General features: G+C 62.6%; 11 protein-coding genes and 1 pseudogene. 9 read left to right on the forward strand and 3 right to left on the reverse strand.

Going from position 1 to position 12,821, the window contains the following annotated elements:
* From AMM33_RS18435 to AMM33_RS18465, 7 genes and pseudogenes are all read left to right on the forward strand, one after another.
* Nucleotides 1–215: pseudogene (locus tag AMM33_RS18435) on the forward strand (dehydratase); the annotation flags it as partial.
* A gap of 280 nt (nucleotides 216–495) precedes the next feature.
* Complete coding sequence (locus AMM33_RS18440; protein WP_090142726.1) at nucleotides 496–1,323, forward strand: SDR family NAD(P)-dependent oxidoreductase; 828 nt, start codon at nucleotides 496–498, stop codon at nucleotides 1,321–1,323.
* Nucleotides 1,324–1,418: 95 nt separating this feature from the next.
* Nucleotides 1,419–2,570, forward strand: coding sequence for an acyl-CoA dehydrogenase family protein (locus AMM33_RS18445; RefSeq protein WP_090142727.1), 1,152 nt, complete (start codon nucleotides 1,419–1,421; stop codon nucleotides 2,568–2,570).
* 45 nt (nucleotides 2,571–2,615) lie between these two features.
* Entirely contained in the window at nucleotides 2,616–4,331 is a 1,716-nt protein-coding gene (locus AMM33_RS18450) for a long-chain-fatty-acid--CoA ligase (protein WP_090142728.1), read from the forward strand.
* Between the two features lie 403 nt (nucleotides 4,332–4,734).
* Nucleotides 4,735–5,520: an SDR family oxidoreductase gene (locus tag AMM33_RS18455; RefSeq protein ID WP_090142729.1), complete on the forward strand. Its 786-nt coding sequence runs from the start codon at nucleotides 4,735–4,737 to the stop codon at nucleotides 5,518–5,520.
* 205 nt (nucleotides 5,521–5,725) lie between these two features.
* Nucleotides 5,726–6,544 (forward strand): enoyl-CoA hydratase/isomerase family protein, encoded by an 819-nt coding sequence (locus tag AMM33_RS18460; protein ID WP_090142730.1) that lies wholly within the window; start codon nucleotides 5,726–5,728, stop codon nucleotides 6,542–6,544.
* A 134-nt stretch (nucleotides 6,545–6,678) separates the two neighbouring features.
* Entirely contained in the window at nucleotides 6,679–7,023 is a 345-nt protein-coding gene (locus AMM33_RS18465; protein WP_090142731.1) for a RidA family protein, read from the forward strand.
* A gap of 926 nt (nucleotides 7,024–7,949) precedes the next feature.
* Here the strand turns inward: AMM33_RS18465 and AMM33_RS18470 are convergent.
* From AMM33_RS18470 to AMM33_RS18480, 3 genes are all read right to left on the reverse strand, one after another.
* Complete coding sequence (locus AMM33_RS18470) at nucleotides 7,950–9,392, reverse strand: sensor histidine kinase (RefSeq protein WP_090142732.1); 1,443 nt, start codon at nucleotides 9,390–9,392, stop codon at nucleotides 7,950–7,952.
* Between the two features lie 70 nt (nucleotides 9,393–9,462).
* On the reverse strand, nucleotides 9,463–10,137 hold the full coding sequence (locus AMM33_RS18475) for a response regulator (protein ID WP_053173076.1): 675 nt from the start codon (nucleotides 10,135–10,137) through the stop codon (nucleotides 9,463–9,465).
* A gap of 236 nt (nucleotides 10,138–10,373) precedes the next feature.
* Complete coding sequence (locus AMM33_RS18480; protein WP_090142744.1) at nucleotides 10,374–10,877, reverse strand: MarR family winged helix-turn-helix transcriptional regulator; 504 nt, start codon at nucleotides 10,875–10,877, stop codon at nucleotides 10,374–10,376.
* A 141-nt stretch (nucleotides 10,878–11,018) separates the two neighbouring features.
* Between AMM33_RS18480 and recA the strand changes: the two genes are divergently transcribed.
* Both recA and recX read left to right on the forward strand, forming a co-directional pair.
* The gene (gene recA, locus AMM33_RS18485; protein WP_090142733.1) at nucleotides 11,019–12,137 is read left to right on the forward strand and encodes a recombinase RecA; all 1,119 of its coding nucleotides are present in this window, start codon (nucleotides 11,019–11,021) and stop codon (nucleotides 12,135–12,137) included.
* 38 nt (nucleotides 12,138–12,175) lie between these two features.
* Nucleotides 12,176–12,679 carry a recombination regulator RecX gene (gene recX, locus AMM33_RS18490; protein ID WP_090142734.1) on the forward strand — a complete coding sequence of 168 codons (504 nt, stop codon included), beginning with the start codon at nucleotides 12,176–12,178 and terminating at the stop codon, nucleotides 12,677–12,679.
* Nucleotides 12,680–12,821: the final 142 nt, after the last annotated feature.

The following is a 12,821-nucleotide window of genomic DNA, read 5'->3' on the forward strand; positions in this document are numbered from 1 at the left end:
GCTTGCTCACCAACTGGGTGCCGCAAACGGCCATTCGCGACTACAGCGTGCGCTTTGCCGCCATGACCCAGGTGCACGAAAAGATCACCTGCACCGGCCAGGTGACCGAAAAGTTTGAAGTGGGTGGCGAGCGCCGCGTGCGCCTGTCGCTGACCACCGCCAACGCCGACGGGCAGGTCAAGTTGGCGGGTGATGCCGTCGTCGCGTTGGCCTGAAACATCATGAATGATTTAGCCCTGTGAAATTTTCAAGGCTCAAAGATGTTGTAGGTCGGTGGTCGAAGACCCCGACATGGGCCTGTGCCGAAACCCATCATGTCGGACTCTGCGAGTACCGACCTACGAGATCGATGCACAAAGCTGTTGTAGGTCGGTGGCTTCAGCCCCGACATGCAGCCTGCGCCGAAGCATGCAATGTCGGGGCTAAAGCCACCGACCTACGAGAAGAATTGCGCACACGTTTCAAACTTCAACATGCCACAGAAAAGGATTCCCCATGACCCGCAAACTCGAAGGCCAGGTGGCCCTGGTTTCAGGCTCCGGTCGCGGCATCGGCCGTGAAATCGCGCTCAAGCTCGCCAGCGAAGGCGCACGCGTCGTCATCAACGACCTCGACCAGGCCCCGGCCGAGCAGACCGTGGGTGACATCGTCGCCAGCGGTGGTCAGGCCGTGGCCTGCATCGGCAGCGTGACCGACACCGACTTTGGCGAGCGTTTTGTCAAGACCGCGCTCGACGCGTTTGGCGGCATCGACATCATCGTCAACAACGCCGGGTACACCTGGGACAACGTGCTGCAAAAGATGAGCGACGAGCAGTGGGAAGCCATGCTGGCCGTGCACATGACGGCACCGTTTCGCATCTTGCGCGCTGCCTCGGGCTTCATCCGCGAAGCGGCCAAACGCGAAGCCGAAGCGGGCACGCCCAAGCACCGCAAGGTGGTCAACATCTCGTCCACGTCGGGCGTGTACGGCAACGCAGGCCAGGCCAACTACGCGGCGGCCAAAGCGGGCATCAACGGCTTGACTCGCGCCATGGCCAAAGAGTGGGGCCGCTACAAGGTCAACGTCAACAGCGTGGCCTTTGGCCTGATCATGACGCGCCTGACACAACCCCTGACGGCGGGTGATGCCAGCGTGGAGATTCAGGGCCGCACCATCGCAGTCGGCGTGCAGCCTGACCGCCTCAAGGCCGCCGAATCCACCATCCCGCTGGGCCGGGGCGGCACACCCGAAGAAGCTGCAGGCGCGGTCTACATGTTCTGCATCCCCGAGTCCAACTACGTCAGCGGCCAGGTGCTGGTTTGCGGCGGCGGCCGTCCCTGAGGTGTTTCATGCCCCCACGCTCATCACTTCGTGTCATCACTGCCCCCCAAGGGGGCGCGGCCTCCTTTGAGGCGGCTCGGCAGGAGGCCTAATCCATGGACAGCATCCTCACTTTCCCCCGCAGCGTCTTTCGCGAAGACCATGAAATGCTGCGCACCACCGTGCGCCGCTTTTTAGAGCGCGAATGCAAACCCCGCCAAGCCCAATGGGACAAAGACGGCAAGGTCGACCGCGAAACCTGGCTCAAGGCCGGGCGCGAAGGCCTGCTGTGCGCCACCATGGACCCGGAATGGGGCGGCGGCGGTGGTGACTTTGGCCACGCGGCCGTGATCGTCGAAGAGATCGGCCGCTCGGGTGTGAGTGGCCTGGGCTTTGGCCTGCACTCTGACGTGGTGGCGCCTTACATTGAGCGCCTGGGCACGCCAGAACAAAAAGCCCAGTGGTTGCCCCGATGCGCCACGGGCGAGGTGATTTTGGCCATTGCCATGAGCGAGCCCGGCGCGGGCAGCGACCTCAAAGCCATCCGCACCACGGCCCGCCGCGACGGGGGCGACTACGTCATCAACGGCGCCAAGACCTTCATCTCCAACGGCCTGAACTGCGACCTGGTCGTGGTGGTGGCCAAGACCGAGCCCGAGCTCGGCGCCAAAGGCGTGTCGTTGATTTTGGTCGAGGCCGACCGCGCCGGTTTTCGCAAAGGCCGCAAGCTCGACAAAATGGGCCAGGAAGCGGCCGACACCGCCGAGCTGTTTTTTGAAGACGTGCGCGTGCCTGTGACCAATATCCTGGGCGAAGAAAACAAGGGCTTTGCCTACCTGATGCAAGAGCTGGCGCAAGAGCGTTTTGTGATCGCGCTGGGTGCCGCCGCCAAGATGGAAGCCATGTTTGACGAGACCGTGCGTTACACCAAAGAGCGCGTGGTTTTTGGCAAGCCGCTGTTTGACTTTCAGAACACCCGCTTCAAGCTGGCCGAAATCAAGGTGCGCACCACCGCCGTGCGCATGATGGTGGACCAGTACCTGGCCGAGCATCTGCGCCGAAAGCTCACCGTGCAAGAAGGTGCCATGGCCAAGCTCTTTGCCACCGAAGAGCTGGGCAAGGCGCTCGACGAGTTGCTCCAGCTGTATGGCGGCTACGGCTACATGATGGAATACCCCATCACCCGCGCCTTTGTGGACTCGCGTGTGACCCGCATCTATGGCGGCACCAGCGAGGTCATGAAAGAGCTGATCTCGCGCAGTTTGTGATCACCGTTTGTGACCCCCACACCGCACCCGCCTAAAGAGCCGCTCATGTCCACATCGTCGCTGCCTTATTGGCCCAAAGGCGTCCCCCGCACGCTGAGCCTGCCGCAGGTGCCGCTCACGCATTACGTTCAGGTCGCGGCCGAACGCTACCCCAATAAGCCTGCCGTGATTTTTTGCGGCAGCACGCTGAGCTATGCGGCGCTGCTCACGCGTGTGGAGGCGCTGGCCGGATATCTGACCCAGCGGCTGGGTGTGCAGCGCGGTGACCGGGTTTTGCTGATGAGCCAGAACTGCCCGCAATACGTGGCGGCCTATTACGGCATCATGCGCGCCGGGGCGGTGGTGGTGCCGGTCAATGCCATGTGCACCCCAAGCGAAATCCGCTACTACCTGCAAGACAGCGGCGCACGCGTGGCCATGGTGGCGCAAGAGTTGTTGCCCCAGGTCATGCCGCTGCTGCAGCCGGGCGATGTTGATGCTTTGCAAACCGTGTTGGTGCATGCGTATTCAGAAGGCTTGCCCGCGCAGCCCGTCAGCGACGAAGTCCCGGATGAGGTGCCTGATGTGGTGCTCGCCCCGCGCCAGTGGACCGAGGCCCCGGGCCTGCATGGGCTCGAAGACGCCATCGCACAGGCCTTGCCCGCACCTGCAGAGCACCCGCACAGCGACGACCTGTGTGTGCTGCCCTACACCTCGGGCACCACCGGTCACCCCAAGGGCTGCATGCACACCCATGCCACGGTGCTGGCGTCCAACATGGCTGCGCAGGTTTGGCGCAGCATGCACATGGACTCGGTGTTTCTGGCCGTTGCGCCGCTGTTCCACATGCTGGGCATGCAGGGCGGCCTGAACGTGCCGATCACACTGGGGGCCACCGTGGTCATGCTGCCGCGCTGGCACGCGGCGTCAGCGGCGCGCTTGATCGAGAAGCACCGCGTCACGACCTGGTCTGCACCCCCCGCCATGCTGATCGACTTTTTTGCCAACCCGGCCGCCGCGCAGCGCGACCTGAGCAGCTTGTCGGCTTTGGCGGGTGGCGGCGCAGCCATGCCGGAGACGGTGGCGAACTTGCTGCAAACGCGTTTTGGCATCGCCTACAACGAAGCCTACGGCATGACCGAGACTGCCTCCTTTTTGCTGGGCAACCCACCGGCACGCGGCAAGCGCCAGTGCCTGGGCGTCATCACGCCCGGTGTGGACGCGCGCATCGTGGACCCTGAGACCCTGCGCGAGTTGCCCGTGGGCGAGGTGGGTGAGTTGGTCACGCGTGGTGCGCAACTCATGCGCGGCTATTGGCAAAACGAGCAGGCCAACCAGACCTCATTTTTTGAGCTGGATGGGCAAACGTTTTTCCGCACGGGCGACTTGGCCAGTGTGGACGAAGAGGGTTACTTCTTCATGCGCGACCGCCTCAAGCGCATGGTCAACGTCTCGGGCTTCAAGGTCTGGCCCGCCGAGGTGGAAAACACCTTGTACGAACACCCGGCCGTGCACGAGGCTTGCGTGATTGCTGTGCCCGACGACAAGCGCGGCGAAAACGTGATGGCCCTCTTGGTGCTCAAGCCTGCCTTCAAAGGCCAAGTCACCGAGCAAGAAGTTGTCGACTGGAGCCGCGAGCACATGGCCGCCTACAAAATCCCCCGCATCGTGCGCTTTGTGGACGTGCTGCCCAAGTCCGGCACCGGCAAGATCCTCTGGCGGCAGCTGCAAGAGCAAGAACGTGCCCGCCTGGCCGCATCCCCCTCGCAGGCCAGCCCATGACCCATCGACACAGCCGCTGTTCTGAAAACCATCGCCCACAGGGGTGGGCTCCCACGGGGGAAGCTCGACCCGCAGCCACCCGCGTGACCCCTGCACAAAGCGCTTGTTTTGTAGGAGCCCACCCCGTGGGCGATGGGCGTGGAACACGCCCTCCAAAGCATTGCGAACAGCATCACCCCGAAAACCACCGCCCACAGGGGTGGGCTCCCACGGGGGAAGCTCGACCCGCAGCCACCCGCGTGCTCCCTGCACAAAGCGCTTGTTTTGTAGGAGCCCACCCTGTGGGCGATGGGCGTGGAACACGCCCTCCAAAGCATCGCCAACAGCATCACCCCGAAAACCACCGCCCACAGGGGTGGGCTCCAACAACAAACTCCATGAACTTTTCCCAACAGGAGACCCCATGCGCATTCCTTTGAGCTTCAAAGGCCAGTCGGTGTTTGTGGCCGGTGGCAGCAGCGGCATCAACTTGGGCATCGCCACCGCGTTTGCCCAGGCCGGGGCGAACGTGGCCATTGCCAGCCGCAACGCCGAGCGCGTGGCCCAAGCGGTGGCGCAGTTGCGCCAACACGGCTCGCAAATTGAGGGCTACAGCGCGGATGTGCGCGACGCCGCAGGCATTGGCGCTGCGCTGCAGCAGGCGCGTGACGCCATTGGCCCTTTTGATGTGCTGGTCTCGGGCGCGGCAGGCAACTTTTTGGCGCCTGCTTTGGGCATGTCGGCCAACGGCTTCAAAACGGTCGTCGACATCGACCTGAACGGCACCTTCCATGTGCTGCGTGCGGGCTTTGAGCACCTGCGCCGCCCGGGTGCCAGCGTGATCAACATCTCGGCACCGCAGGCTTTCAACCCCACCAAGCTGCAAGCCCATGTGCGCGCGGCCAAGGCGGGCGTGGACATGCTCACGCGGGTTTTGGCCATGGAGTGGGGGCCAGAGGGCGTGCGCGTGAACGCCATCGTGCCCGGCCCCATTGCTGACACCGAAGGCATCCGCCGCCTCGCGCCCACGCCCGAAGCCCTGCAACGCATGACCCAGTCCGTGCCCCTGCAACGCATGGGCCGGGTGGAAGAGATCGCCGACATGGCGCTGTTTTTGGCGTCGCCACACGCCGCATTCGTCACCGGTGCCATCATGGCGGTGGACGGTGGCAGCTCCCTGGCCGGTGGCCGGGATTACTCGGCTTATTGATCCGGCATGTCGAAGTTTGAAATGGGTGCGCCAAGTGATCTCGTAGGTCGGCACTCGCAGAGTCCGACATCTGCCGTTTGCACCGTTTGCTTCAAAACAAGCCGCGCCGCTCAAGCGCCCATGTCGGGTTCTTCGACCACCGACCTACAACATCTACTGCGATCAACAAGCAGCCAACCCCTGTCCTTAGGCTGAGGAGCCTCTCATGATCATCCCTTCTAAAAGTTCGCCTTCTTTGCTGCAATTCGATGTGACCGACCAAGTCGCCACCATCACTTTTGACAGCCCCAGCAAACGCAACGCGCTCGAGCCCGCCATGCGCGACGAGCTGGCGCTGGCTTTGCAACACATCCAGCACGACAAGTCCATCCGCGCCGTGATCCTCACCGGGGCGGGCGGCCACTTTTGTTCGGGCGGTGACCTGAAAAACATCGCGGCGGCCAATCTGGACAACGGCGGCTGGTTGGGCCGCATGCAGACCTTGCACGAGTGGGTGCAAGTGCTGCTGACGCTCGACCGCCCGGTGATTGCCGCCGTCGATGGTGCGGCCGCAGGTGCGGGCTTCAGCCTGGCTTTGTCGGCCGACTTTGTGCTGGCCACGCCGCGCGCCTGGTTCAACATGTCCTTTCTCAAGGTCGGCCTGGTGCCCGATGTGGGGGCGCTCTACACCTTGCCCCGCGTGGTGGGCGTGCAGCGGGCCAAAGAAATCATGCTCTCTGCGCGCGACATCGACGCGCAAGAGGCTCTGCGCTTGGGGCTGGTGATGGAGCTGCACGAACCCGAGCAACTGCTGCCCCGTGCGCAAGCCCTGGCCCGCAGCTTTGTGGGCGCATCTCCCGCCGCTGTGGCGCTCATCAAGCGCAGCCTGAACAACGCCTTGGGTGGCGGCCTGCAAGACATGCTGAGCACCGAAGCGCAAGCGCAGGCCTTGGCCGCAGGCACCGCCGAGCACCGCAAAGCCGTGGGCCGATTCCTGAACAAGCAGCCGCCCTTGTTTGCCTGGCCCGCGCAGGGCAAGGTTTGACATGCCATGGGTGATCAGGCCGCAGTTGCAGGACTGGTCCGTGGCCGCGATGGCCGCGAAACATGCCTTGGTGTGCACATTGCCCACGACGCGAACGGTACGATGGCGCCTTTTCAACTTCTGAGCACATTCCCATGATTCAACGCATTGATGTCGGCGCCCGCCTGTCCGAAGCGGCCATCCACAACGGCACGGTTTATCTGGCCGGTCAGATTCCCGACGACGCCAGCCAAGACATTGCCGGGCAAACCCGTCAGGTGCTGGCCGCAATTGACGCCTTGCTGGCCAGAGCCGGATCGGACAAATCCAAAATCCTGATGGCGCAGATTTTTTTGACGGATCTGAACGACTTTCCCGGCATGAACAGCGTGTGGGACGCCTGGGTCGTGCCCGGCCACACCCCCCCGCGCGCCACCGTGCAGGCCCATTTGGCCAAGCCCGAATGGAAGCTCGAAATCGTGGTCACGGCGGCGGTTTAAGCATGACATGGCTGGCACGCATTCAGCCCCAATGTGTGCGTCATGGCTCCCGTAGGTCGGCACTCGCAGAGTCCGACGTTTGTGGGTTTGAGCGCTGATCCTGATTCAACTTTGGCGGGCACCAGCAGGCCCATGTCGGAGTCTTCGACTGCCGACCTACGAAGTCATGGCTCCCGTAGGTCGGCACTCGCAGAGTCCGACGTCTGCGCGCTTGGGCGCTGAACCTGATTCAACTTTGGCGGGCTTCAGCAGGCCCATGTCGGGGTCTTCGACCACCGACCTACGAAGTCATGGCTGCCGTAGGTCGGCACTCGCAGAGTCCGACGTTTGTGGGCTTGGGCGCTGATCCTGATTCAACTTTGGCGGGTTTCAGCAGGCCCCTGTCGGAGTCTTCGACCGCCGACCAACGAAGTCATGGCTCCCGTAGGTCGGCACTCGCAGAGTCCGACGTTTGTGGGCTTGGGCGCTGATCCTGATTCAACTTTGGCGGGCTCCAGCAGGCGCATTTCGGGGTCTTCGACCGCCGACCTACGAAGACATGGCTCCCGTAGGTCGGCACTCCGAGAGTCCGACATTTGTGGGCTTGGGCGCTGAACTTGGTTCAACTTTGGCGGGCACCAGCTGTCCCATGTCGGGGTCTTCGACCACCGACCTACAAATACATGGCTCCCGTAGGTCGGCACTCGCAGAGTCCGACGGTTGTGGGTTCAGCGCTGATCCTGATTCAACTTTGACGGGCTTCAACAGGCCGATGTCGGGGTCTTCGACCGCCGACCTACAAATACATCGCTCCCGTAGGTCGGCACTCGCAGAGTCCGACGTTTGTGGGTTTGAGCGCTGAAGCTGTTTCAACATTGGCGGGCGTCAGCAGACCCATGTCGGGGTCTACGACCGCCGACCCACCACATCTTGGCGCATTCACATCTTCAAGCAGGCGGCTGAAAGCGCAAGGTGAAGCAGGCGCCCGGTGGGTTTTGGGCGGGGTTTGCGGCGTCGATGGTGATGCTGGCGCCATGTTGTTGGGCAATCTCGCGCACGATGGGCAGGCCCAGGCCGGAGCCGTCCACATTGGTGCCCAGCGCCCGGTAAAAGGGCTGGAACACCAACTCTCGTTCGGACTCAGGAATGCCCGGCCCGTTGTCCTCGACTTGCATGACCAGGGCTTTGCTGTACGGATCGACGAGCACGCGCACGGTGATCACGCCCGTGCGTTCGGCTGTGCTGGGGGTGTAGTGCATGGCGTTTTCCACCAAATTGCGCACCATCTCCTTGAGCAAGATCGGGTTGCCCATGACGTTCACGCCAGGCGTGTCTGCTTCGACGCCTTCATAGCCCAGGTCCATGCCCTTGTCCATGGCGCTGGGCAGGCAGTCTTGCAGCACCTCGCTGGTCAGGCGCACCATGTCGCAGGCTTGCCGCGTGAGGTTGGTGCCGCCGCCTTCGGCACGGGCCAAAGACAGCAATTGGTTCACCGTGTGCGTGGCTTGCACGCTGGCTCGGCCGATTTGTTGCAAAGACTTTTTCAGGTCTTCTTCGCTCGATCCCGAGCGTTGCGCCAGGTCTGCCTGCATGCGCAGTCCGGCCAGCGGGGTCTTGAGCTGGTGCGCCGCATCGGCCAAAAAGCGCTTTTGGGTGACGATGGAATCCTTCAGCCGTTCCAGCAAATCGTTCACCGACAGCACCAGCGGGGCCACTTCCATGGGCACGGCCTTGTCGTCCAGCGGGCTCAGGTCATCGGGTTGGCGGGCGCGGATGCGCTCTTCCAGCTCGGACAGCGGCTTGATGCCACGCACCAAAGCCAGCCACACCAGCAGCACCGCCAGCGGCAACAGGGCAAATTGGGGCAGCATCACGCCCTTGATGATTTCGGCCGCCAGCACCGAGCGCTTTTCACGGGTTTCGGCCACCTGCACGAGGGCGGGGTGTTTGCCATCGGGGTTCAGACGAATCCAGGTGTAGGCCACGCGCACCTCCAGCCCGCGCATTTCATCGTCGCGGATGTGCACTTCGTAGCTGCTGCCTTTGTCTTCATCGGCAGGGGGCAGGGGCAAATCGCGTTCGCCGCTCAGGTGTTCGTTGTGCGTGCCGCGCACTTGGTAATAAACCAGATCGGTTTCGTCGGCCCGCAGCAGCTCGCTGGCCGGTTGTGGCAGGTTGAATTGCACGCGATGGTCAGGCCCCATCTTCACTTGCTGGGCCAGCGCCTGCACGTTGTAAATCATGGCCCGGTCAAAAGGCTTGTTGGCCAGGCCCTGGGCCACCAGCCACGTCAGGGCCAAGCTGATGGGCCACAGCAGCAGCAGCGGCGTGAGCATCCAGTCCAGGATTTCCCCGAACAGTGAGCGTTGTTCGCGTTTGAAAAGCCTCACCTTCTGGTCCGTGACGTCATGCGTGTGGGGCGCTCAGGCGGCTGCATGCGAGAGGCAAGGCACGGCTGCCTCAGCCTGGAATTTTTTCGAGGCAATAACCCAGGCCGCGCACGGTGGCGATGCGGATGGGGCCTTTTTCGATCTTCTTGCGCAGCCGGTGGATGTACACCTCGATGGCGTTGTTGCTGACCTCTTCGCCCCACTCGCACAGGCGCTCGACCAGTTGGTCCTTGCTGACCAGGCGACCGGCGCGTTGCAGCAGCACTTCCAGCAGGCCCAACTCGCGCGCTGACAGTTCGACCATCTTGCCGTCAATCGTGGCCACGCGGCCCGATTGGTCGTACAGCAATGGGCCGTGCTTGATTTGCGAGGTGGCCCCGCCCATGCCCCGGCGCGTCAGGGCGCGCACGCGGGCTTCGAGTTCCTGCAGGCTGAAAGGTTTGGCCATGTAATCGTCAGCGCCCAAGTCCAGGCCCTTGACGCGCTCTTCCACGCTGTCGGCCGCCGTCAGGATCAGCACAGGCAATGTGGAGCCGCGTGAGCGCAGGCGCTTGAGCACTTCCAGGCCATGCATGCGCGGCAAGCCCAGATCCAGAATCAGCAGGTCGAACTCGTTGTTGGTCATCAGCGCGGCATCGGCTTCGCTGCCGCTGGCCACATGGTCAACCGCCGCCCCGGCGTTGCGCAAAGTCCGCAACAGGCCGTCGGCCAGCACCTGGTCGTCTTCGGCAATGAGAATTCGCATGTCGGTCTCCTGTTTTTGTCAGAGGTGCTACCCCAAATGGGTGTATGTCGGCTGTAGGTGATTCTAGTGTCTGGCGAAGGGGATGATGGGCTGGTGTGCAGATGGGGTCATCTGCGCATTGATCGACAAAAAACCAGCGCTCCCCGTAGGTCGGCAGCTTCAGCTCCGACAATGCCCGCCACGTACCAGACCCATGTCGGGGCTGAAGCCGCCGAGCGCCGACCTGCAACTGTGCCTCAATGCGCATACGCTTCCAGCCCCAGAGCCACCACCGTGGCCACGTCTTGCCCCACGGCCTCTTTGAATTCGGCTTCGGCTTGTGCCACCGCATCTTTAAACGCCTGCAGCCAGGCCAGCCCCACGGGGGTGAAGGCCACGCGTTTGGCGCGTGCATCCAGCGGGTCGGGCAAGCGCTCCACCAGACCCCAGGCGGCGCACTGGTCCACCAGATCGCCCATGGCCTGTTTGCTCATGCCTGCGGCCTTGCACAAATCCGTCAAACGCGAGCCCTCCAGCGCCAGATGCCGGGTGATGTGCACATGCGCCGCGCTGATCTGGTCACGCGAGGCCAAATTGGCCAAGGCCAGGGGCACGCCCTCATTACCCGCCATCAGGTTCAGCACGCGCTCGTCAAAGCGTCGCATGGCGTGTCCCAGCAGTCGGCCCAGATGGGTCTCACGCCAGCGGTCATCGGTCAGATTTGTCGGTTCACTGGGGTGGGATCGTGGTGCGATGGACATGCTCATATAGTAAGGCAAACTGACCAAAAATAGTATTTACAGCTTTATACAGCTCGTTTACAGTACTGTTCACGCATCCAGTAAACAGCCAGTTCAGGCGCAGCTGGTTGCCCCAACCCATTGATATTCAAGGAGATTTCCATGAGCGAAGCCAACACCGAAAAAGCCAAAGCCCTGCAAGCCGCCCTGGCCCAGATTGAAAAACAATTTGGCAAGGGCACCATCATGCGCCTGGGCGAAGGCGAGGTGATCCAGGACATTCAGGTCGTCTCCACCGGCTCGCTGGGCCTGGACATCGCCTTGGGTGTGGGCGGTCTGCCCCGTGGCCGCGTCATCGAAATCTACGGCCCTGAATCGTCTGGCAAAACCACGCTGACCCTGCAGGTCATCTCTGAAATGCAGCGCCTGGGCGGCACCTGCGCCTTTGTGGACGCTGAACACGCCCTGGACGTGCAATACGCGCAAAACCTGGGCGTCAACCTGCAAGACCTGCTGATCAGCCAGCCCGACACTGGCGAGCAAGCCCTCGAAATCGTCGACAGCCTGGTGCGCTCCGGCGCGGTGGATCTGGTGGTGGTGGACTCGGTCGCGGCCCTCACGCCCAAGGCCGAAATCGAAGGCGATATGGGCGACAGCCTGCCCGGCCTGCAAGCGCGTTTGATGAGCCAGGCCCTGCGCAAGCTCACAGCCACCATCAAAAAAACCAACTGCACCGTCATCTTCATCAACCAAATCCGCATGAAGATTGGCGTCATGTTCGGCAGCCCCGAAACCACGACCGGCGGTAACGCGCTCAAGTTCTACGCCTCGGTGCGCCTCGATATCCGCCGCACCGGCACCATCAAGAAGGGTGACGATGCGATTGGCAATGAAACCAAAGTCAAAGTGGTCAAAAACAAAGTCGCGCCTCCCTTCAAGACAGCCGAGTTCGACATTTTGTTTGGCGAGGGTATCAGCCGCCACGGCGAAATCATCGACATGGGCGTGACCGCCAAAATCATCGAAAAGTCCGGCGCCTGGTACGCCTATCAGGGCGAAAAAATCGGCCAAGGCCGCGACAACGCCCGCGAATTCCTGCGCGAAAACCCCAGCCTGGCCTTTGAGATCGAGAACAAAGTGCGCGACTCCCTGGGCATTCCCCTGCTCGCGGCAGACGCCAACGCCGCCGCCGTGAAAGAAGAAAAAGCCCCGAAAGCGGCCAAAGCCTCCAAAGAGCCCAAAGAAGCCAAAGGCGCTGACGCCAATGGCGTGGTGGCTTGAGTCCCTTCACACCAGCTAGCCTTGAGAGCGCACACGACATGGCTATTGAAGATGTCGATGATCAGGGCCAAGACAAACCCAAGGCCAGCAAGGCTTTGGGGTTTCAGCCCTCGCTCAAAGGCCGTGCCCTGCGGCTTTTGAGCCAGCGCGAACACTCGCGCCACGAGCTGGAGCGCAAGCTGGCAGCGCACGAACAAGAGCCGGGCGAGCTGGCCAAAGCGCTCAACGAGCTGCAGGCGCGGGATTTCATCAACGACGAACGGGCCATCGAATCGGTGGTCCACCGCAAATCCGCCAAATGGGGTGTTGCCCGCGTCAAGATGGAATTGACAGCCAAAGGCCTGGCGGGCGAGGCGGTCACCCAAGCCCTGGCCGAATTGCGCGACACCGAGCTGAGCCGGGCGCAAGAGATCTGGCGCAAAAAATTCGGCGGGCCCCCTGCAGACCCGAACGAGCGCAACCGCCAAGTCCGCTTCCTGATCACCCGTGGCTTCGCTGCAGAAGTCGTCCGGCGCGTGGTGCAGGGCTGCGACGATCTTTGAGTCTGCTTTGACAGGTTGACCGATGACGCTGATTCATGCGTGCGTGGTCATCAGGCAGATGTCGGGGTGTTCGACCACCGACCACCAAATACCTTGGCCCTGTAGGTCGGCACACGCAGAGTCCGACGTGGTGGTTTGACCG

Source organism: Limnohabitans sp. DM1 (assembly GCF_001269385.1).
Taxonomy (GTDB): domain Bacteria; phylum Pseudomonadota; class Gammaproteobacteria; order Burkholderiales; family Burkholderiaceae_C; genus Limnohabitans_A.

What these genes read in the sequence shown, in the direction of transcription:
- recA (WP_090142733.1), top strand. Translation starts at nt 11,019, where the DNA reads ATGAGCGAAGCCAACACCGAAAAAGCCAAAGCCCTGCAAGCCGCCCTG.
- AMM33_RS18445 (WP_090142727.1), top strand. Translation starts at nt 1,419, where the DNA reads ATGGACAGCATCCTCACTTTCCCCCGCAGCGTCTTTCGCGAAGACCAT.
- AMM33_RS18440 (WP_090142726.1), top strand. Translation starts at nt 496, where the DNA reads ATGACCCGCAAACTCGAAGGCCAGGTGGCCCTGGTTTCAGGCTCCGGT.
- AMM33_RS18475 (WP_053173076.1), bottom strand. Translation starts at nt 10,137, where the DNA reads ATGCGAATTCTCATTGCCGAAGACGACCAGGTGCTGGCCGACGGCCTG.
- AMM33_RS18480 (WP_090142744.1), bottom strand. Translation starts at nt 10,877, where the DNA reads ATGTCCATCGCACCACGATCCCACCCCAGTGAACCGACAAATCTGACC.
- recX (WP_090142734.1), top strand. Translation starts at nt 12,176, where the DNA reads ATGGCTATTGAAGATGTCGATGATCAGGGCCAAGACAAACCCAAGGCC.
- AMM33_RS18465 (WP_090142731.1), top strand. Translation starts at nt 6,679, where the DNA reads ATGATTCAACGCATTGATGTCGGCGCCCGCCTGTCCGAAGCGGCCATC.
- AMM33_RS18460 (WP_090142730.1), top strand. Translation starts at nt 5,726, where the DNA reads ATGATCATCCCTTCTAAAAGTTCGCCTTCTTTGCTGCAATTCGATGTG.
- AMM33_RS18455 (WP_090142729.1), top strand. Translation starts at nt 4,735, where the DNA reads ATGCGCATTCCTTTGAGCTTCAAAGGCCAGTCGGTGTTTGTGGCCGGT.
- AMM33_RS18450 (WP_090142728.1), top strand. Translation starts at nt 2,616, where the DNA reads ATGTCCACATCGTCGCTGCCTTATTGGCCCAAAGGCGTCCCCCGCACG.